Here is a 20,841-nt window from a genome sequence, read left to right as displayed (position 1 = left end):
CTCTTTTCTTTGCAAAGAGCGAGCTGGGGAAAAATTAAACAAAATGATTAAAACAGATATCCTTATAATAGGAGCCGGACCAACAGGTCTATTTGCAGTATTCGAAGCAGGATTATTAAAATTAAAATGTCATATTCTTGACGCATTGCCACAAGCAGGAGGACAACTTTCAGAATTATACCCTAAAAAACCAATCTACGATATTCCAGGTTTTCCTGAAGTATTGGCGGGTGATTTGGTAGATAATTTAATGGAACAAATCAAGCAGTTCGAACCAGGATTTACCTTGGGAGAACGTGCCGAAACCATAGAAAAACAAGAAGACGGAACTTTTATAGTTACTTCAAACAAAGGAAAAAGATTCCACGCTCCGGTAGTTGCCATTGCAGGTGGATTGGGAAGTTTTGAGCCTAGAAAACCACTTATCGAAGACATCGAATTTTACGAAAACAAGGGAATCAAATATTTCATCAAAAACCCGGAGAAATTCAGGGATAAAAGGGTCGTAATATCAGGCGGTGGAGACTCGGCTTTGGACTGGAGTATTTTCTTGTCCAACGTGGCTTCCGAAGTGACTTTGATTCACCGTAGAAACGAATTCCGTGGTGCTTTGGACTCAGTGGAGAAAGTACAGGAATTGAAAAATGCCGGAAAAATCAAAATGATTACTCCGGGAGAAGTTGTTGGTTTGAATGGTGCCGAGCATCTGGAATCTGTTGACGTGGATATCGAAGGAGCACACAGAAATATTCCGACGGATTATTTTATTCCACTTTTTGGATTGACGCCAAAATTAGGTCCAATTGCCAACTGGGGATTGGAAATCGAGAAAAACGCCATCAAAGTAAACAATGCTTTGGATTATCAAACGAATATTCCTGGAATTTTCGCCATTGGTGACGTAAATACCTATCCAGGAAAACTGAAATTGATTCTTTGCGGATTCCACGAAGCCACATTAATGTGTCAAGCGGCCTACCAAATCATCAATCCAGGAAAGAAATATGTGATGAAATACACCACCGTTTCAGGAGTTGATGGATTCGACGGAACTCGTAAAGAAGCGCCAAAAGCAGTGGTGAAAGCTATTACCTAGAATACAGGTTGCAATCAATATCAAAATAGCCTTATCACTTGCAAGTGGTAAGGCTATTGCTTTACTTTGCAGTTCCAAAATTGTGAAGGAATCAGGAGCGAAACATTGGGATTTATCGGTCAATTTGGGTTCCTGCTGTCCGCTATATTCCCGATTTAGAAAAACTACGGCAAAAAAGCCTTGTTTTTCTAAATCGGGAGATGCCGCTCCCATCAGGGCTAAACAGCCGAAACTAGTGATTTTTTGGAAAAACAAAGAATAAAAAGCTTTGCGCCTTAGTGTCTTAGCGGTTAAAAAAATAAACAAAAGCTTTGCGCCTTGGCGTCTTAGCGGCAAAAAACAAGTTATGCCAAACATTCAAGAAGAAATAAAAAAACGAATTCTCGTACTCGATGGAGCAATGGGAACGATGTTGCAACGCTATAATTTTTCCGAAGAAGATTTCCGAGGAGAACGTTTCAAGGATTTTCCACATTCACTGAAAGGAAACAACGATTTGTTGTCCTTGACACAACCCAAAGCTATCAAAGAAGTGCACGCCTTGTATTTCGAAGCCGGAGCCGATATTGTGGAAACCAATACCTTCTCAGGGACAACTATCGGAATGGCGGATTATCACTTGGAAGAATACGTTTACGAACTCAACTACGAATCGGCAAAATTGGCCCGTGAAGTAGCCGATGAATTTACAGCCAAAAATCCGGACAAACCTCGTTTTGTTGCCGGTTCAATTGGGCCAACAAACAGAACAGCGAGTATGTCACCTGACGTGAACGATCCGGGTTACAGAGCAGTAACTTTTGATGATTTGCGTATTGCCTACAAACAACAAGTAGAAGCTTTAATGGACGGAGGTTGCGATTTGCTTTTAGTAGAAACTATTTTTGATACTCTTAATGCCAAAGCAGCACTTTTCGCTATCGAACAAGTGAAAGAAGAACGTAATGTTGATATTCCAATTATGGTTTCAGGAACCATTACCGATGCTTCAGGAAGAACACTTTCCGGACAAACGGTAGAAGCTTTCCTGATTTCGGTTTCACATATTCCGTTATTGAGCGTGGGTTTCAATTGTGCTTTGGGTGCCGATTTGTTAAAGCCTTATTTGCAAACCTTGTCACATAATACATCGTTCAATATTTCGGCGCATCCCAATGCAGGATTGCCAAATGCTTTTGGAGAATATGATGAAACGCCGGAAGAAATGCAATCGCAAATACGCTCTTATTTGGATGATAATTTAATCAATATCATTGGTGGTTGTTGCGGAACAACTCCGGGACACATCAAATTGATTGCCGATATTGCCAAGGATTATAAACCGAGGGTATCAACAGCAACAATGTAATCGTAGAGACGTGATTCATCGCGTCAAAATTATAGCCACGAATTCACGAATTTTGAAAACACATATTTATAATTCGTGAATTCGTGGCAAAACAAAATAAAAAAATGGCAGAAGCAGAAAAAAGAAGAAACTTAGTTTTATCGGGATTGGAACCCTTAATCATTACGCCGGAAAGTGTATTTGTAAACATTGGAGAAAGAACCAATGTTACAGGTTCTAGAAAATTTCTTCGATTAATCAAAGAGGAAAAATACGACGAAGCACTAAGTATTGCCAAAGAGCAGGTAGAAGGAGGAGCGCAAATCATCGATATTAATATGGATGAGGGAATGCTAGATGGTGAATATGCGATGGTGAAATTCCTAAACCTGATTGCTGCCGAACCGGATATTGCTCGCGTGCCCATTATGATTGACAGCTCGAAATGGCATATCATTGAAGCCGGTTTGAAAGTCGTTCAGGGAAAATCTGTGGTGAACTCGATTTCTTTGAAAGAAGGAGAAGAGCAATTTATTCATCACGCCCAATTGATTAAACGCTACGGAGCAGCTGCTATTATTATGGCTTTTGACGAAGTAGGACAAGCCGATAATTTTGAACGAAGAGTGGAGATTTGCCAACGTTCGTATGATATTTTGGTAAATAAAGTGGGCTTTCCTCCACAGGATATTATTTTCGATTTGAATATTTTTCCTGTAGCAACCGGAATGGAAGAACACCGCCTGAATGCTTTGGATTTCTTTAGAGGAACCAAATGGGTTCGTGAAAATTTGCCACACGCCCACATTAGCGGAGGTGTTAGTAACGTTTCGTTTTCGTTTAGAGGAAATGATACGGTTCGTGAAGCGATGCACTCGGTTTTCCTGTATCACGCCATTAAAAATGGAATGACGATGGGAATTGTAAACCCGGAAATGCTTTCTATTTATGACGAAATTCCAAAAGATTTATTGGAACACGTTGAAGATGTAATTCTAAACCGTCGTGATGATGCTACTGAACGTTTATTGGATTTTGCCGAGAATGTAAAAGGCGGACCAAAAAGCACGGAAAAAGAAATACAAGAATGGCGTTTGGGAACGGTTCAGGAAAGAATCACTTATTCGTTAGTAAAAGGAGTGGATGCTTTTATTGAAGAAGATGTAGAAGAAGCACGTTTGGCGGCTACAAAGCCTATCGAAGTAATCGAAATCAACTTGATGACGGGGATGAATGTCGTTGGAGATTTGTTCGGTTCAGGAAAAATGTTTTTGCCACAGGTGGTAAAATCAGCAAGGGTTATGAAAAAAGCCGTGGCTTATTTGTTGCCATTTATTGAAGCTGCCAAACAGGTTGGAGACAAAGAAGGAAACGGAAAAATATTGATGGCAACCGTAAAAGGAGATGTGCACGATATTGGAAAAAATATTGTTTCAGTGGTGTTGGCTTGCAACAATTACGAAATTATTGACCTTGGCGTAATGGTTTCTCCCGAAAAAATTATTGCAGCTGCTATTGAAAATGATGTTGATATTATTGGTCTGAGCGGATTAATCACGCCGTCATTGGACGAAATGGTGTATCTCGCTAAAGAATTAGATAAACGCGGAATGAAAATTCCGGTAATGATTGGTGGAGCTACGACTTCTCGTGCGCATACTGCCGTGAAAATTGCCCCGCAATACAGAGAAACTGTAATTCACGTAAACGATGCTTCGAGAGCCGTTACGGTGGCAGGAAATTTATTGGACGATAATAGAGAAAAATACACCGCTGATATTCGAACAGAATACGATGCGTTTAGAGAAACTTTTTTGAGTCGTTCGAGAGATAAAAATTTCTTATCAATTGAAGATGCCCGTAGAAATAAATTGCAATTGGATTGGGCTAATTTTACTCCTGTAAAACCAAATATCATTGGGGAACAAGTTGTAGAAGTGGATTTGGATGTTTTGGTTCCTTATATCGATTGGACACCGTTTTTTCAAACTTGGGAATTGCACGGAAAATATCCTGCAATTTTGACGGATGAAGTGGTTGGTGAACAAGCTACTTCTGTTTTTGCAGATGCACAAGCGATGTTGGAAGTGATTTTGAAAGAAAAGAAATTACAAGCCAAAGGAATCTATGGTATTTTCCCTGCCAATCAAATCAATGATGATGATATTCAATTGTATGACGAAAATGGAAAAGAATTAGAGAAATTCTTGACTTTACGTCAGCAATCACAAAAAACAAAAGGCGCTCCGAATATCGCTTTAGCGGATTTTATTGCTCCGAAAGATAATGGAGTAACTGATTATATGGGAGCATTTTGTGTAACCACCGGTTTTGGTGTGGACGAATGGGCTGATGAATACCGTGATAATTTAGACGATTACAATTCGATTATGGTGAAAGCATTAGCAGATCGTTTTGCAGAAGCTTTTGCCGAATATTTACACGAAAAAGTGCGTAAAGAATCTTGGGGATATGATTCGGATGAAACTTTGTCAAAAGAAGATTTGATTAAAGAAAATTATAAAGGTATTCGTCCGGCACCGGGTTATCCAGCTTGTCCTGACCATTTAGAAAAACCAACGATTTGGAAATTACTTGATGTGGAAAATAAAATCGGAGTAACTTTGACGGAAAGTATGGCAATGTGGCCGGCTTCTTCGGTTTCGGGTTATTACTTCGGAAATCCTCAAAGTAAATATTTCGGACTTGGAAAAATAAAAGAAGACCAGGTAATTGATTACGCCAAACGAAGAAGTATTTCAACCGATATGGCAATGAAATGGTTGAACCCAAATATAGCAGATTAAATCTCTGTATATTGTAAATTGTAGAATGTATATTGAAAGGAAAAATACAGCTACAAATACATTATACAATTTACAAAATACATTATACAATTTTTAAATGAAAGTAACGCAGCATATAGAAAACGCAAAAGGGAAGCCTTTGTTTTCTTTCGAAATTGTTCCGCCCCAAAAAGGAACCAATATCAATGATTTGTACGTAAATATAGATCCTTTGATGGAGTTTAAACCGCCTTTTATTGATGTTACGACTTCTAGAGAAGAATATGTATACATCGAAAAAGACGGGCTTTTTGACCGTCGCATTACCCGTATGCGTCCAGGAACTGTTGGGATTTGTGCTTCCATTCAACATAAATATGGCGTGGATGCCATTCCTCACGTTTTATGCGGTGGTTTTACCAAAGAAGAAACCGAATATTTATTGGTGGATTGCCAGTATTTGGGAATAGAAAACCTGGTGGCACTTCGTGGTGATCCAATGAAAGGCGAAAAATATTTTGAACCAACCAAAGGTGGAAATGCGTATGCTGTAGATTTGGTAAAACAAATCAAGGCGATGAATGCGGGGCAGTTTTTGCACGATGTTTTGCCAATGCAAAACGCACCTGATTTTTGCGTAGGTGTTGCTGGGTATCCTGAAAAACACATTGAAGCTCCAAGCTTGGAAGCCGATTTAAAAAGACTGAAAGAAAAAGTAGATGCTGGTGCCGATTATATCGTGACGCAAATGTTTTTTGACAACCAACGCTATTTTAAGTTTGTCGAGGCTGCTCGTGCCATTGGAATTACTGTGCCAATTATCCCTGGAATTAAACCTGTTGCGGTGAAACGTCATTTGCAATTGTTGCCTCAGGTTTTTTGGTTGGATATGCCCCAGGATTTGATTCATTCCATCGAACAGGCCAAAGACAATGCCGCCGTTCGTCAAATAGGAGTGGAGTTTGCCGTGCAACAATCTAAAGAATTAATTGAATTTGGTGTTCCTTGCGTACATTATTATTCAATGGGAAAATCAGATAATATCTATAATATCGCGAAAAAAGTGTTTTAATAGAACTTTTAATAAAATTCAAAAACCCGTTTAATTTGATTTAAACGGGTTTTTTTGTTCTAATCGTCGGCTTATTTTATAATTTTGAAAAATTATTCTGCCCTAATTGATGGCGATTGGTAAACTATAAGTTGTTCTTACTATTAGTCCTTTCTGTTGCCCTGGAATCCATTTTGGACTTTGTTCTAAAACTCGAATTGCCTCTTTTCCTGTGCCAAAGCCTAAATCTCGTAAAACTTTTATATCGGTAAGGCTTCCATCTATTTCAATGATAAAAGTTACATATACTTTTCCTTTTATTCCTTTTGCTTCACGAGGGGTGATGTAGTTTTTTCTAATGTATTTGTCGAATTCTTTCTGACCTCCTGGGAATTCTGGTTTTATGTCTATTCCAGCCGAATTATAAAGAGAATTCTGATTGGGGTGTATTATTTTTTCTTGTCCGTAGCCTAATTGTATTGAAAAAAACAAAACTGCTAGTAATAAAAAGTTTTTCATTTTAAGGGGTTTTTAAAAGGGTTATTTTTTGTAAATATATTCTTTATTTTGAATTGTTTATTACTTCATTTAAAAATAAGTGTATTGTTTTTTTGTTAATAGAAAAGCTCGTTTAAAATCATTTTAAACGAGCTTTTTTTGTTTGTAAACTTTGACTGCTATCTGAAATCTGCCGACTTACTTTGTCATTTCCCTAAATACAGTCTCCAGGTTTTTGTTCTTCTGATTGAGTTGTAAAGTTTTCAATCCATTGTCGTAAGCAAAATCAAAGACGGTCGGGCGCATGTCTTTATCGGAAACAAAAGTCAATTCCCAAGAGCAACCCTGAGTATTTTTGAATGATTTTAAATACGGAATTTGTTCTATAAGGCTTTCTTCTACTTTCAAATCAAATTCGACTTCGATTACTTGTTCCTTATTGGCAGAGATTAAGTTGTCCAGTTTTTTGTCGGCTACAATTTTCCCTTTGTCAATGATGATAACACGGTCACAAATCGCTTCCACTTCCTGCATAATATGTGTCGAAAGAAAAACGGTTTTGTCTTTTCCCACGTTTTTAATCACGTTTCTAATTTCGACCAATTGGTTTGGGTCTAAACCTGTTGTGGGTTCGTCCAGAATCAAGACGTCGGGATTGTGCAACAAAGCGTTTGCGAGTCCCACACGTTGGCGATAGCCTTTGGATAATTGTCCTATTTTCTTGTGGCTTTCATTCGATAAACCAGTCAATTGAATTACTTCTTCGATTCGAGATTTGGCTACTTTATATACATCGGCATTGAAAGCCAAATATTCTCTTACGTACAAATCCAAATACAACGGATTGTGTTCCGGCAAATAGCCGATGGATTGCTGCACGGCTTTGGCTTGGGTGTTCACGTCAAATCCATTTACGGCAGCTGCACCTTCATCGGCGGCAATATATGTGGTCAATATTTTCATCAAAGTCGATTTTCCGGCACCATTTGGACCCAGGAAACCAACTATTTCTCCTTTATTGACTGCAAACGAAATGTTGTCCAATGCTTTTTGGATTCCGTAACTTTTCGAAATGTTGTTTACCTCTATTGACATGGCGTATTTATTTGAAGCAAAAGTAAACAGAAAATGTATTGATTTATTGTTTTTTAATCTTCAATAGATAAAAAGACTTCGTTAAAAGTTTCAACAGTTGAAAGTTGGTCGAACGCAGTTGCTTAATTGTTATTTTATGACTTTGTTTTTAATTATTTTGTAATGAAAAAGGGGTTTTGTAGATAATTCTTTTTTTGTTGGATAAAATTGGTCTTTTTTTTGGGTCGGCAAAAAAAATATTTATACATTTGCGAAGAATTTATTAAAAATCAGAATCAAAATGTCTAATAACCGTTTTTATTTTAGCAATACTTACTACTTCTTTTTTAGGAAGTAAGGATTGTTTATGGTTATTTGAAAGTTTAAGAAACAAATAAAACTAATATACAATCCTGATGAAAATCAGGATTTTTTTTTGAGTATAAATGAGAACAAAAATTGCAATACAAGGTATAAAAGGCTCTTTCCATCATCAGGTGGCGCAAGATTATTTCTATCAAAATATAGAAGTGGACGAATGCTTGTCTTTTGAAGAATTGGTTGACAGCGTTTTGTCCGGCAAATCGGATCAGGCGGTTATGGCAATCGAGAATTCCATTGCGGGACCAATTATTCCTAATTATGCCTTGATTGACAAAAATAATTTGCACATTGTTGGAGAACATTATTTAGACATTCACCAGAATTTAATGGCTTTGAAAGGCCAGAAAATTGAAGATATACTGGAAGTGCATTCCCATCCGATGGCTTTGTTGCAATGTATGGAGTTTTTGAAAAAACATCCCAACATTAAATTGGTTGAAGATAAAGATACAGCCGAAACAGCACGAAGAATTCACGAAAAACAGTTGAAAGGAATTGCGGCTATTGCCAGTAAAACGGCTTCTGAAATGTATAATTTGGAGATTTTGGCACCGGAAATCCAAACGATAAACAACAATATGACCCGTTTTGTCATTATCAACAAAGAAGATCATTTTGTTGCTGAAGACGAAATCAACAGGGCTTCCATCAAATTCGAATTGGATCACAAACGAGGCAGTTTGGCGGCAGTTTTGAATGTGATGAGCGATTGCAAATTGAATTTGACCAAAATTCAATCTTTGCCAAAAATAGAAACACCTTGGAAATATTCATTTTTTGTTGACGTTACTTTCGAAAAGTATGAAGACTATGCCAAAGCAAAATCCTTGTTGGAAATTATGGCGGAATATTTCAAAGTGTTGGGAGAATATAAAAATACAAAACCATGATTACAACAGCGAAACGTCTGGATATAGTTGAAGAATACTATTTCTCTTCAAAATTGAGAGAAGTAAGACAACTGGCTTCTGAAGGAAAACCAATTATCAATATGGGAATTGGTAGTCCAGATTTAAAGCCTTCACAAGCTGTTATTGATGCAGTTTCTTCGGCAATGCAAGATGATAATTCACATGGATATCAGAGTTATCAAGGATTGCCAGAATTGAGAAGTGGTATGGCTGATTTCTACAAAAACAACTTTGGTGTTGACTTGAATCCAAACAACGAAATTTTACCTTTGATGGGTTCGAAGGAAGGAATTATGCATATCTCATTGGCATTTTTGAATGAAGGCGATCAGGTTTTGATTCCAAATCCCGGTTATCCAACTTATACTTCGGTAACGAATTTGGTAGGGGCAGTACCGGTTTATTATGATTTGAAAGAAGTGAATAATTGGGAACCTGATTTTGAAGCTTTGGAAAAATTGGATTTATCGAAAGTGAAATTAATGTGGTTGGGTTATCCGCACATGCCAACAGGAGCGAGAGGAAGTCTGGAATTGTTCGAAAAGTTGGTGGCTTTCGCCAAAAAACACAACATATTGTTGATTAACGACAATCCGTATAGTTTTGTCTTGAATGACAATCCGATGAGTTTGTTGCAAGTGGAAGGGGCAAAAGATGTGGCATTAGAATTAAATTCTTTGTCAAAAACCTTCAATATGGCAGGTTGGCGAGTGGGAATGGTGTTGGGAAATGCAGCTTGTATTGATGCCGTTTTGAAAGTAAAAAGCAATATGGACAGCGGAATGTTCTTCGGAATTCAAAAAGGGGCGATTGAAGCCTTGAAAAGTGACAAGACTTGGTTTGATTCGATGAATGCTATTTATAAAAGAAGACGAGTTTTAACGGAACAATTGGCAGAAAAGCTGGGTTGTGAAGTTTACAAAGAAGGTGTTGGATTATTTGTTTGGGCAAAATTACCAGCAGGAATCACATCGGCAGAGAACTTCATTGATAAAATATTATACGAGAAATCGATTTTCATCACGCCGGGAACAATTTTCGGTTCCAATGGTGAAGGATATATCCGATTTGCACTTTGTGTAAAAGAGGAAAAAGTGCAAGAAGCAATAGGTAGATTTTAGCAAATGAAGATATACGTAATAGGAATTGGATTAATAGGAGGCTCCATTGCATTGGATGCAAAAGCTTTATACCCTGATGCCAAGATTTTTGGAATTGATAATAATGAAAATCATTTGCAGGAAGCAATTGCGATTGGAGTAGTAGATGAAGGGGCTGTTTTTGAGGATTTAGCCAAGGCTGATTTCGTAATCGTTTCAGTTCCGGTAGATGTTGCACTTACGCTTTTGCCAAAAGTTTTAGATATAGTTCAGGATAATACGATTGTTTTTGATGTGGGCTCCACTAAAATCCCTATTTGTGAAGCGGTTGAAAATCATCCAAAAAGGAGAAATTTTATTGCGACACATCCTATTGCAGGAACAGAATTTTCAGGTCCATCGGCGGCGATAAAAGGGTTGTTTCAAGGAAAAACCAACATCATTTGTGAAGTAGAAAAAACAGCTTTCAAGCTACAGGAAAAAGCACTTTGGCTGTTCAATGCTGCAGGAATGAGAATTCGTTACATGGATCCAAAATCGCACGACAAGCACATCGCTTATGTGTCGCATTTGTCCCACATCAGTTCGTTTATGCTTGGTAAAACAGTTATTGATAAAGAGAAGCACGAGCAGGATATTTTTGACATGGCGGGTTCCGGTTTTGAAAGCACGGTTCGTTTGGCCAAAAGTTCCCCGGCAATGTGGACACCGATTTTCAAACAGAATAAAAAGCAAGTGGTGAAAACATTGGAAGAATACATTTCCAATTTATCCCATTTCAAAGAATTATTGGAGAATGATGATTACGACGCTATTTACAACGAAATGCAAAGCGTGAATAAAATAAAGGAAATATTAAACGGAATGAAAAAATAGTCAATTGCAAAAAATCAATAGCAATTGCAATAAAAAGAACAACACAATAAAATAATAAAAAAAGTAAATTTAGAAAAGATGGAAAACAAGAAAGAAATGAGAAACTGGTTGAACGAATTCAATTTGTCTCATCCATTAGTGATAGCAGGACCTTGTAGTGCTGAAACAGAAGAGCAAGTTTTGAAAATTGCTCACGAATTGAAAGATTCTGACGTAAGTGTTTTTAGAGCTGGAATCTGGAAACCAAGAACTCGTCCAGGAGGATTTGAAGGTGTTGGAGAAATTGGATTGAAATGGTTGAAAAAAGCAAAAGCGGAAACAGGAATGCTAATGGGAACGGAAGTTGCCACTGCTGCACACTGTAAATTGGCTTTGGAATATGATATTGATGTTTTATGGGTTGGTGCTCGTACAACTGCAAATCCATTTGCTGTTCAAGAGATTGCCGATACTTTAAAAGGAACAGATAAAATCGTTTTGATCAAAAACCCTGTAAATCCTGACATGGCTTTATGGTTGGGTGGTGTTGAACGTTTGTATGCTGCTGGAATCGAAAAATTAGGAGTAATTCACAGAGGTTTTTCTACATACGAAAAAACAAAATACAGAAACATTCCGGAATGGCAAATTGCCATCGAATTGCAAAATAAATTCCCTGATTTACCATTAATCATCGATCCATCACATATCACGGGAAATCGTAACATGATTCTTGAAGTGACTCAAGAAGCTTTGGATTTGAACTATGACGGTATGATTATCGAAACACACATTGATCCAGACAATGCTTGGAGTGATGCTGCTCAACAAGTAACACCAGATGCTTTGAAACAAATCTTGAAAGATTTGAAAATTAGAAAAGTAAGTGGTGACAATGATTTTGACCAAAAAATGACAAAATTGAGAGCAAACATCGACGTTTTGGATGCCAACTTATTGGATTTGTTAGGAAAAAGAATGAAAGTGGCCGACGAAATTGGTCAAGTGAAAAAAGAAAACAACGTGGCTGTATTGCAAAACAATCGTTGGAACGAAATCCAGGCAAAAATGGTTGCTGAAGGAGCCAAGAAAGGATTGACGGAAGAATTTATAATTAAATTATTCAAAGGAATCCACCAAGAAAGTATTGAACACCAAGAGAAAATATTGAATTCGTAAAAAGATTTCAGAATGAAGACTTCAGATTTCAGAAGTTGTAAAATTTAGATTTTAACAAAAATCCCAAGGCATTTCGTTTTGGGATTTTGTTTTTATGGGATTTTCAAAAACTTTAAACTTTAAACCTAAAACAAAGTTTTATCTTTGCAAGGATTTAGGTTGAAAAATCAGAAATCTAAAATCGTTAATCAGAAATCTAAAATCCTCCATGACAGGAACCGTATATAAATCCACAGGAAGTTGGTACACCGTAAAATCCGATCAAGGCGATTTTATAGAATGCCGCATGAAAGGGAAATTCCGTTTGAAAGGCATCAAAAGTACCAATCCTATTGCCGTGGGCGATATCGTGGATTATGAACTCGAAGAAACTTCGGATACCGTTACGGGAACCATTCACAAAATTCACGAAAGGAAGAATTATATCGTCCGAAAATCGGTGAATCTGTCACACCAAATGCACATTATTGCGTCGAATATAGATCGTGTTTTTCTTTTGGTTACCATCAATAATCCGCCCACGACTTTCAATTTCATTGACCGCTTTTTGGTGACCGCCGAAGCCTATGGCATAGAAACGATATTGGTTTTTAATAAAATAGACACTTTTGACGATGCTACTTTGGATGAACAGTTGTATATGCAACACGTTTATGAAGAAATTGGATATCAATGTTTGCGAGCTTCTTCTACAGAAATGAAAGGAATAGAAGAATTGAAAGAACTGATGATTGGCAAAGTGAGCATGTTTTCTGGTCATTCCGGTGTTGGAAAATCAACTTTGGTCAATGCTTTGGAGCCTTCTTTGCATTTAAAGACCAAAACTATTTCCGAAGCAAGCAAGCAAGGGCAGCATACCACGACTTTTGCCGAAATGTATGATTTGTCTTTTGGTGCTCGAATAATAGACACGCCGGGAATCAAGGGTTTTGGGATTGTCGATATGGAAAAAGAAGAAATCAGCGGTTATTTTCCGGAATTTTTCAAGTTGAAAGACCAATGTAAATTCAATAATTGCCTGCACAAAGAAGAGCCTCATTGCGCCATCAAAGCAGCTTTGGAGAAAGACGAAATCGCTTGGTCACGCTACAATAGTTACCTCAAAATCCTCGAAGGAGACGACGAAAATTACCGCACCGATTCCTATGACGAGGATCGAAAAGCAAGTGATGAAACGAGGAAATAATGATTTCAATGTCAATAGCAATGTCAAAATTTAATTTTAAAGAATTAAAATGAAAGCGGTTATTCAAAGAGTTTCCTCAGCTTCCGTAACCATCGATTCCAAGATTGTGGCCGACATCCAAAAAGGATTGTTGGTTTTAGTGGGAATCGAAGATGCCGACACTCAAGAAGACATCAATTGGCTTTGCCAAAAAATCGCAAATCTCCGCATTTTTGGTGATGAAAACGAGGTGATGAATCTTTCGTTAAAAGATGTTGACGGCGATGTAATTGTCGTTTCCCAATTCACGCTTCATGCCTTGACCAAAAAAGGCAACCGCCCTTCCTATATTAAAGCGGCAAAACCAGAAATTGCCATTCCAATTTATGAAAACTTCGTTCAGCAATTAGAAACGGAATTGGGCAAAAAAGTACAAACAGGAAGTTTTGGAGCCGACATGAAAGTATTGCTTTTGAATGATGGTCCAGTTACAATTGTCATCGACAGTAAAAATAAAGGATAACCTTGCCCGGTATTAACAAGGCTATTCTTTGGTGTATTTTATTTTAAAATTTTATTTGGTTGTTTATCAGTTGCTTTTGGTTTTAGGAGTGCTTTCAAATTTTTAAATTGTGTTTATTTTTCTACTTTTGAAACAAAGATCCCAAATCTATTAACTTAAATAACCTAAAATTTTGGCAAAAATAAAACACACGAATACTTATGATGTAATTGATCATGTAGCTACAACCGCAAAAAAAAAGAAAGTAATGCATCTTTCTTCCCAGGAAGAAGAATTTAATGGAGAGTTTTTAAAAATAAACAATAAAGAATTAATCAATTTTGGTACCTGTGGTTATCTCGGATTGGAAAAGCATCCACATATTTTGGCCAAAAGTAGTGATTTATTGGATAGATATGGTTCCCATTTCTCTATTTCAAGAACCTATGTCAAAGCATCATATCAAGATGAATTAGAAAATTTAATTAGTAAAATTTTTGATAATCATCCTGTAATAACATTTACTTCGACGTCAGTAGCCCATCAATCGGTAGTTGGGACTATCATACAACCTAATGATTTAATTATTCTGGACCAACAAGTACATTACAGTGTGCAATATCCTTGTCAATTTGCAAAATTGCAGGGTACCATGGTAAAAATGATCCGTCATAACAACATGGAAATGTTGGAAGAATTTATCAAAAGAGGCTATAACCAATATGAGAAAATTTGGTATATGGCCGATGGAGTCTATTCCATGTACGGTGATTTACCCCATAAAAAAGAACTTCTTTATTTGTTGGAAAAATATCCAAAACTTCATTTGTATTTTGATGATGCCCACGGCGTGGGATGGACAGGTAAAAATGGCTGCGGAAGTGTGTTCGAACACTTCAAGTATAGTGAAAGGGTGATTTTAATGAGTACTTTGGCCAAAGGTTTTGGATGTATCGGAGGGATTGCCGTTTTCAATGATGCAGAAATGCATAGAAAAGTTAATATTTATGGAGGAATTCTTGCCTACACGCATCCTTTGTCTCCAGCTAATGTTGGCGCAGCCATTGGATCGGCAGAGCTTTTGCTTTCAGACAAGATTCACACTTATCAAAAGGAGTTGAAGGATTCGATGGAGTATTTGAACACGAAATTAAAAGAACTTAATTTGACCAACACTTCTTCAAACGAAACGCCAATTTATTTTATAGGCACGGGTTCCGTGAAGGTAGCCCAAAATCTGGTTCAGCGTGTTTTGGCTGATGGATTGTACGTGAATACGGCTACGTTTCCAGTTGTGCCAAATGATAAAACAGGATTGCGATTCACGCTCACGAGACACAATACAAAGGCACATATTGATCAATTAGTAAATTCGATAGGCAAAAACTTTCATAAGGCCGTAGATGAAGAAAATGAAGATTTAGAGAAGATTTATAAAACATTCAATGTTCCTTTTAAAGGGAGAAGCACTGTGAAAACAGTTGAATCTGAAAATATTTTTGTAGAAATATATACCAGTATCGATGAAATAGACGTTACAGTATGGGATAATCTGTTTAAGGATAATGGAAGTTATTCCCACAATGGTTTGCGTTGCATAGAAGAAATATTTTCCAATAATGATAAAGTAGAAGAAAATTGGGGATTTCATTATGTCATCATCAAAGATGAAAAGAATGAAATACTATTGGCCACATTTTTCACAAGTGCGCTTTATAAAGATGACATGTTGTCATTGGAAAATATTTCCATGCAAATTGAAAAGCAAAGAGAGCAGGATCCATATTATTTATGTTCAAAAACATTGGCTATGGGTTCTTTGTTCACGGAAGGGAAACATTTGTTTGTTAATGAAAAACATCCTTTGATGAGTGAAGCTTTGAGTGGGTTTTTTATTGAGGTCGAAAAATTAAAAAAAGCCACTGATTCAACAGTGGTTCTTTTAAGAGATTTTCAGTCCGATTTTAAATACAATGAACATTTTGAAAATGAAGGCTTTGTTAAAATAAACATGCCCAATGTTAATATAATCCCGATTCAAAGCTGGAAAACAAACGACGAATTTCTTAAGCAGATTTCGTCAAAAAATAATAAGAGAAATATTGAAAGATATGTTTTAAAATACGAAGATCAATTCGATATTACTTTTAAAAATACAATAACGAGTCAAGAAGCGGAACATTATTATAATTTATTTCAAAATGTCAAGAAAGACAATCATGCAGTTAATTATTTCAAATATCCGGCCAAGATAACCCAAATACTGTCTAAATATGAAGATTGGGAATTTATGGACATTAAATTAAAAGGAGGGGATGAGACAATATGCTGCGTATGGTCATTCAGGGGAGACAAGCATTATTCTCCATTAATTATGGGATTGAATTACGAGTATGTTGAGTCAATGAATCTTTATAAGCAAGCCATTTTTCAATTGGTAAAAAGAGCCAATTATTTAAATAAAGAAAAGGTGTTTTTGGGATATTCTGCCGATTATGAAAAACAAAAATATGGGGCAAATACCATTTCCTTACATGCTTTCATTAAATTAGATGACACTTTTAACATGGAGTTAATAGAATCAATGTCGAACATAAAAAAGGGATAATATATGACAGAATTAGAGAATGAATTTATCCGGTTTTGGATTGTCGATGGTATTTTGTATAGTAAATTCAAACGTGAAGTGAATTTTGATTTGGATATAATAAAAAAATTAATAGAAACGAGACATGCTATTTCGAATAATGTCAATCAATATTGGTGTTACGATGTTAAAGAAGCTAATGAATTCCCAAAAGAATGCAGGGATTATGCAGATATTCATGGTCAAGATTTTTTATTTGCATGTGCCTTAGTTATAAATTCACATATTCAAAAATTTTTATTTAATACATTTCTAAAATTAAAAAAATCAAAAATTCCGTTTCAGGCCTTCACAGACAATGAAAAAGCAATGGAATGGCTTATGGAAATTAAAGCAAAGAATGAAAGTTAATACTATTGAATAATGATAATGATTGAAAATGATAATTATAAACTCTGGATTGATAATGGGCTACTATTTAGCGTTTTTAAAAAGCCTACAAATATGACTTTGGAGGATGCAAAGAGTGCAATAGAATTAAGGCACAGCATATCAAATAATCAACGTCAATATTGGTGCATGGATCTCAGGAACCTAAAAGACACATCTGATGAAGCCAAAAAATACATCGATGAAAATGGTGAGGAATTTTTGCATGCTTGCGCCATGATTGTAAATTCCCATTTAATGAAATTTATGGTTAAAGGTTTTAATCGGATGAAAAACCGAAAAATTCCTATCGAAATATTTTCTTCAGAAACAGATGCCGTAAATTGGCTCAACAAAATGAAAGAGCGAAAAGACTAAAATCATAAAACGAGTATAAAATGACTAAACTAGAAGAAATATTAGTTTTGGTTCGTTCTATCAATGAAGATGAGTTTCAGGAGCAGCTTACAAATGGTAATAGTTTGGAGGATGTGCATAAAGAATTGCTCTTTTTGGCTGAAAAGATGGAATCCAAAAAGAAAAGAACCAATGTAATCATTGAACATATTTCAAATTGTTATGCTGGAGATTTTTTTAATTATTTGCCTATTTCGGATGCACAGGACGAATTGGATGTTTTTTGTATGGGGTTTAATACCTATATTGAAGAATTAAAAGAAGTTATGGTTTCCAAAAATTCATTGGAAACCATTAACAAAAAATTAGTCGAGGAAAAGGAGCGTTCGGAACAATTAGCTATGGCAAGAGATGAATTCTTGTCAAGTATGAGTCATGAAATTCGTACGCCTCTTAATGGTATTTTGGGTTTTACCGATTTATTGTTGAAAAATACTTCTTTAGATGATGAGAGTAAAAAGCAATTAGATTATATAAAGATATCCGGAGACATTCTTCTGGTAATTATCAATGATATTTTGGATTTGGCAAAAATAGAATCGGGACAAATTACACTCTATGAAAAACCCTTCGATTTATCAAAACTTACCCAGCTTATTTATGATACTTTTTCTAGCAAGATACAGGTAAAAGAGATTGATTTTAAAATTTCAATCGATAAAAAAGTCCCCATAATACTTAACGGGGATTCCATTCGAGTTTCTCAAATATTATTTAACTTAATTAGTAATGCCGTTAAATTTACTCCTATAAAAGGGAAAATTAGATTAAAAATTAAGTTTGATAATGAAACGGAAGATTTCCACCATATAAAAGTTACGGTCAAAGATTCTGGAATAGGAATTCCTTCGGATAAGTTAGACACTATTTTTGATCCATTTATTCAAGTGAGCAATGATACTGCCAGAAAATATGGTGGTACAGGATTAGGATTGACTATAATCAAAAAAATCATCAATATCATGAATGGTGAAATCCAGGTAAAAAGTAAACTGGATCGTGGTACAAAATTTATAGTAAACTTAGCTTTTAGGAAAGTAAATTCTAATTCGGTTGATTTAAAATCAATTGTAAATAAAAACAGATTGGACGTTCCTGTTAATACTGTCGGAAGAATAAAAGTTCTTCTGGCTGAAGATAATCGTATTAATCAAGTTTTGATAGAAAAAGTACTTTCAAAATTTGATTTTGATTGTGTTACTGTTGATAATGGTAATTTAGCGGTCGAGGCCCATATTCATGGAGAATTTGATATTATTTTGATGGATATAATGATGCCAATAATGGATGGATATACGGCTACTTCGATTATTCGTAATTTGGAAGACAAGACAAAAAAAGACATTCCAATTGTTGCATTAACAGCAGTTGTTACAGGATCTGTCGTTGAATCTTGTTCTTCCGTAGGGATAGACAAGTATTTGTCCAAACCTTTCGAGTCGGAAGAGTTGTATAATGTTATAAATGAATTAGTTCATAAATCAGGCAATATTAATTGATTATAAATATCGAAATTAACTTTTTTTTATTCAGACTTTTTCTTACATTTCTGAACTAAATTAATTTCGATGAACTTTAAATATTTCGGTCTAGTTTTTTTCTTTTTTACGACACTTCTTTCCGCTCAAAAAACAGAATATTCCAGCTTGCTTATTCCTGATAGTTTAAAACAGAATGCCAATGCAATAGTGCGTTTGGACCAAATTGATATTGTAATTGCCTCCCAACGCAGTATGAATATCAAAGAGAAAAGGGTGGTTACTGTCCTGAACGAAAAAGGACAAAATGCTATTGATGCTTATGAAAGTTACGACAAGAGAAGAGTTATCAAGAACATACAGGCCACGGTTTTTGACGCTTTTGGCAATGAAATAAAAAAAATAAAAAGGAAAGATTTCAAAGACCAAAGCTCTGTTGACGGAGGAACGCTTTTCTCGGATGGACGCGTCATGTATTTAGATTATACGGCTACACAGTATCCCTACACAATAGTCTTTGAGAGCGAAATAGAAACATCGACAACGGCTTTTATTCCACAATGGTTTCCATTGAGTGATTATCTTTTGAGCATAGAAAAAAGTGTTTTAAACGTGAGTTTTCCCGAGAATCTTGGTTTCAGGAAAAGAGAATTGAATTTTTCGAATTTTAAGATAAAAACAACTGCCGACACTTCAACCCAATTGTCTTATTTGGCGACAAATATTCTGGCTCAAAAAGAAGAAGATTACAGTCCTAACATCAGCAAAATTTTTCCGAGAGTAATGATGGGATTGGAGTTCTTTAACCTTGAAGGAGTTGATGGAAACGCAAAAACATGGAAAGAATTTGGAAAATGGTGGTCAGACAAGATTTTAACCGGTACGGAAGAACTGCCAGAAGAAACAAAAGCAAAAATGAAAACCTTGGTGGGGGATGAAAAAGACCCAATCAAAAAAGCAAAAATCATTTACAAATACGTTCAGGAAAAATCCAGATATGTTGCTATTATGGAAGGAATTGGTGGTTGGAAACCCATGCCTGTAAAAGATGTAGATCGTTTGGGATATGGCGATTGCAAGGCATTGTCCAATTACACCAAATCACTGTTAAATGCAGTCGATGTTCCGTCCTATTACACGAAATTATATGGAAGTAAAGACAAACAAAATATTGAGTCAGATTTTGTTTCACAACAAGGAAATCATATTATTTTGACAATTCCAAACGGTGAAAATTATGTGTTTTTGGAATGTACCAGCCAAGACGATCCTTTTGGGTATCAGGCAAATTTCACGGATGACAGGGATGTTTTGGTCATAAAACCAGACGGAGGGGAGATTATCAGGACAAAAAAATATGAAAACAAGGATAATGTCCAAGTTAATAAAGGCAAGTATTCCTTGGATGATAACGGCAAATTTTCAGGAACAATTTCAATGGTTTCCGAAGGTTCGCAATACGGTAAATTTCATATAGTAACTACACCTCCAACAGAACAGGAGGCATATTATAAAGAGTATTGGGGCAATATAGGCAATTTGAAAATTGATAAAACAAGATTTTCCAACGACAAGGAAAAGGTTAGGTTCACTGAAGACATGGAAATTTCTGCCGATAATTACTGGAAAATTTCCAACGGGAAAATGATTTTTGTTGTGAATGCTTATAATCAATACACGGGAAGTGTAAAGCGAATTAGAAATCGCAAAAATCCATTTGAAATTCAACGTGGTTATTATGATGTCGATGAAGTTTCAATTAGTCTGCCTACTGGTTTTTCAATCGAATCGTTACCGCAAAATTTCGAATTGAACACTAAATTCGGGGAATACAAAACCGAAATCATAAAAAAAGACAACAACAATATCGTTTACAAACGTTCCTTATTAGTGAAAAGAGGATTGTATAAAAACATTGAATACGATGAATACCGCCTTTTTATGGAACAAATCTCCAGGAATGACAATGCCAAAATAATTTTAACCAAATAACTAAAAACCA

Annotated in this window: 18 protein-coding genes; 16 read left to right on the top strand and 2 right to left on the bottom strand. The window is 35.9% G+C overall.

Annotated features, from left to right (window positions below):
- The first annotated feature begins 43 nt into the window (after positions 1-43).
- The 5 genes from BUC16_RS00215 to metF all read left to right on the top strand — a co-directional run bounded on the left by BUC16_RS00215 (position 44) and on the right by metF (position 6,281).
- Positions 44-1,096, top strand: a complete 1,053-nt coding sequence (locus BUC16_RS00215) for an NAD(P)/FAD-dependent oxidoreductase (RefSeq protein WP_073367045.1) — start codon at positions 44-46, stop codon at positions 1,094-1,096.
- 82 nt (positions 1,097-1,178) lie between these two features.
- Positions 1,179-1,358, top strand: a complete 180-nt coding sequence (locus BUC16_RS00210) for a hypothetical protein (protein ID WP_073367043.1) — start codon at positions 1,179-1,181, stop codon at positions 1,356-1,358.
- A gap of 84 nt (positions 1,359-1,442) precedes the next feature.
- Positions 1,443-2,444 (top strand): homocysteine S-methyltransferase family protein, encoded by a 1,002-nt coding sequence (locus tag BUC16_RS00205; RefSeq protein WP_073367042.1) that lies wholly within the window; start codon positions 1,443-1,445, stop codon positions 2,442-2,444.
- A gap of 104 nt (positions 2,445-2,548) precedes the next feature.
- Positions 2,549-5,230: a methionine synthase gene (gene metH / locus BUC16_RS00200; RefSeq protein WP_073368593.1), complete on the top strand. Its 2,682-nt coding sequence runs from the start codon at positions 2,549-2,551 to the stop codon at positions 5,228-5,230.
- A 97-nt stretch (positions 5,231-5,327) separates the two neighbouring features.
- Complete coding sequence (metF, locus tag BUC16_RS00195; protein ID WP_073367040.1) at positions 5,328-6,281, top strand: methylenetetrahydrofolate reductase [NAD(P)H]; 954 nt, start codon at positions 5,328-5,330, stop codon at positions 6,279-6,281.
- A gap of 102 nt (positions 6,282-6,383) precedes the next feature.
- Here the strand turns inward: metF and BUC16_RS00190 are convergent, their stop codons facing one another.
- The gene (locus BUC16_RS00190; RefSeq protein WP_073367039.1) at positions 6,384-6,779 is read right to left on the bottom strand and encodes an energy transducer TonB; all 396 of its coding nucleotides are present in this window, start codon (positions 6,777-6,779) and stop codon (positions 6,384-6,386) included.
- 177 nt (positions 6,780-6,956) lie between these two features.
- Positions 6,957-7,853, bottom strand: coding sequence for a gliding motility-associated ABC transporter ATP-binding subunit GldA (gene gldA / locus BUC16_RS00185; RefSeq protein WP_073367037.1), 897 nt, complete (start codon positions 7,851-7,853; stop codon positions 6,957-6,959).
- A gap of 425 nt (positions 7,854-8,278) precedes the next feature.
- On the opposite strand from gldA, the gene BUC16_RS00180 reads away from it, so the two are divergent.
- The 11 genes from BUC16_RS00180 to BUC16_RS00130 all read left to right on the top strand — a co-directional run bounded on the left by BUC16_RS00180 (position 8,279) and on the right by BUC16_RS00130 (position 20,831).
- Complete coding sequence (locus tag BUC16_RS00180) at positions 8,279-9,106, top strand: prephenate dehydratase (RefSeq protein ID WP_073367036.1); 828 nt, start codon at positions 8,279-8,281, stop codon at positions 9,104-9,106.
- Positions 9,103-10,248 (top strand): pyridoxal phosphate-dependent aminotransferase, encoded by a 1,146-nt coding sequence (locus BUC16_RS00175; protein ID WP_073367034.1) that lies wholly within the window; start codon positions 9,103-9,105, stop codon positions 10,246-10,248. The genes BUC16_RS00180 and BUC16_RS00175 overlap by 4 nt, the downstream gene beginning before the upstream one ends.
- A 3-nt stretch (positions 10,249-10,251) precedes the next feature.
- The gene (locus BUC16_RS00170; RefSeq protein ID WP_073367033.1) at positions 10,252-11,103 is read left to right on the top strand and encodes a prephenate dehydrogenase; all 852 of its coding nucleotides are present in this window, start codon (positions 10,252-10,254) and stop codon (positions 11,101-11,103) included.
- A gap of 78 nt (positions 11,104-11,181) precedes the next feature.
- Positions 11,182-12,261 (top strand): bifunctional 3-deoxy-7-phosphoheptulonate synthase/chorismate mutase type II, encoded by a 1,080-nt coding sequence (locus BUC16_RS00165; RefSeq protein ID WP_073367031.1) that lies wholly within the window; start codon positions 11,182-11,184, stop codon positions 12,259-12,261.
- Positions 12,262-12,469: 208 nt separating this feature from the next.
- Positions 12,470-13,447 carry a ribosome small subunit-dependent GTPase A gene (gene rsgA, locus BUC16_RS00160; protein ID WP_073367030.1) on the top strand — a complete coding sequence of 326 codons (978 nt, stop codon included), beginning with the start codon at positions 12,470-12,472 and terminating at the stop codon, positions 13,445-13,447.
- 49 nt (positions 13,448-13,496) lie between these two features.
- Positions 13,497-13,949, top strand: a complete 453-nt coding sequence (gene dtd, locus BUC16_RS00155; RefSeq protein ID WP_073367028.1) for a D-aminoacyl-tRNA deacylase — start codon at positions 13,497-13,499, stop codon at positions 13,947-13,949.
- Between the two features lie 172 nt (positions 13,950-14,121).
- Positions 14,122-16,536 (top strand): aminotransferase class I/II-fold pyridoxal phosphate-dependent enzyme, encoded by a 2,415-nt coding sequence (locus BUC16_RS00150; protein ID WP_073367027.1) that lies wholly within the window; start codon positions 14,122-14,124, stop codon positions 16,534-16,536.
- Between the two features lie 3 nt (positions 16,537-16,539).
- Positions 16,540-16,926 carry a DUF7793 family protein gene (locus tag BUC16_RS00145; protein WP_073367025.1) on the top strand — a complete coding sequence of 129 codons (387 nt, stop codon included), beginning with the start codon at positions 16,540-16,542 and terminating at the stop codon, positions 16,924-16,926.
- A 12-nt stretch (positions 16,927-16,938) separates the two neighbouring features.
- Positions 16,939-17,322: a DUF7793 family protein gene (locus BUC16_RS00140; protein ID WP_073367024.1), complete on the top strand. Its 384-nt coding sequence runs from the start codon at positions 16,939-16,941 to the stop codon at positions 17,320-17,322.
- Between the two features lie 20 nt (positions 17,323-17,342).
- Entirely contained in the window at positions 17,343-18,860 is a 1,518-nt protein-coding gene (locus BUC16_RS00135; RefSeq protein ID WP_073367022.1) for an ATP-binding protein, read from the top strand.
- A 69-nt stretch (positions 18,861-18,929) separates the two neighbouring features.
- Positions 18,930-20,831, top strand: coding sequence for a DUF3858 domain-containing protein (locus tag BUC16_RS00130; protein ID WP_073367021.1), 1,902 nt, complete (start codon positions 18,930-18,932; stop codon positions 20,829-20,831).
- The last annotated feature ends 10 nt before the right edge of the window (positions 20,832-20,841 follow it).

Origin of the sequence: Flavobacterium fluvii (assembly GCF_900129545.1) — a bacterium.
GTDB lineage: Bacteria > Bacteroidota > Bacteroidia > Flavobacteriales > Flavobacteriaceae > Flavobacterium > Flavobacterium fluvii.
The sequence above is the reverse complement of the archived record's forward strand: the minus strand, read 5'-3'. Positions and strand labels throughout refer to the sequence as shown.

Bases quoted from the DNA above. Each gene is read 5' to 3' on its own strand.
- BUC16_RS00175 (WP_073367034.1), top strand. From the start codon at position 9,103: ATGATTACAACAGCGAAACGTCTGGATATAGTTGAAGAATACTATTTC.
- BUC16_RS00140 (WP_073367024.1), top strand. From the start codon at position 16,939: ATGATAATGATTGAAAATGATAATTATAAACTCTGGATTGATAATGGG.
- BUC16_RS00170 (WP_073367033.1), top strand. From the start codon at position 10,252: ATGAAGATATACGTAATAGGAATTGGATTAATAGGAGGCTCCATTGCA.
- BUC16_RS00180 (WP_073367036.1), top strand. From the start codon at position 8,279: ATGAGAACAAAAATTGCAATACAAGGTATAAAAGGCTCTTTCCATCAT.
- BUC16_RS00130 (WP_073367021.1), top strand. From the start codon at position 18,930: ATGAACTTTAAATATTTCGGTCTAGTTTTTTTCTTTTTTACGACACTT.
- BUC16_RS00145 (WP_073367025.1), top strand. From the start codon at position 16,540: ATGACAGAATTAGAGAATGAATTTATCCGGTTTTGGATTGTCGATGGT.
- BUC16_RS00190 (WP_073367039.1), bottom strand. From the start codon at position 6,779: ATGAAAAACTTTTTATTACTAGCAGTTTTGTTTTTTTCAATACAATTA.
- BUC16_RS00165 (WP_073367031.1), top strand. From the start codon at position 11,182: ATGGAAAACAAGAAAGAAATGAGAAACTGGTTGAACGAATTCAATTTG.
- gldA (WP_073367037.1), bottom strand. From the start codon at position 7,853: ATGTCAATAGAGGTAAACAACATTTCGAAAAGTTACGGAATCCAAAAA.
- rsgA (WP_073367030.1), top strand. From the start codon at position 12,470: ATGACAGGAACCGTATATAAATCCACAGGAAGTTGGTACACCGTAAAA.
- metH (WP_073368593.1), top strand. From the start codon at position 2,549: ATGGCAGAAGCAGAAAAAAGAAGAAACTTAGTTTTATCGGGATTGGAA.
- BUC16_RS00135 (WP_073367022.1), top strand. From the start codon at position 17,343: ATGACTAAACTAGAAGAAATATTAGTTTTGGTTCGTTCTATCAATGAA.
- BUC16_RS00205 (WP_073367042.1), top strand. From the start codon at position 1,443: ATGCCAAACATTCAAGAAGAAATAAAAAAACGAATTCTCGTACTCGAT.
- BUC16_RS00215 (WP_073367045.1), top strand. From the start codon at position 44: ATGATTAAAACAGATATCCTTATAATAGGAGCCGGACCAACAGGTCTA.
- dtd (WP_073367028.1), top strand. From the start codon at position 13,497: ATGAAAGCGGTTATTCAAAGAGTTTCCTCAGCTTCCGTAACCATCGAT.
- metF (WP_073367040.1), top strand. From the start codon at position 5,328: ATGAAAGTAACGCAGCATATAGAAAACGCAAAAGGGAAGCCTTTGTTT.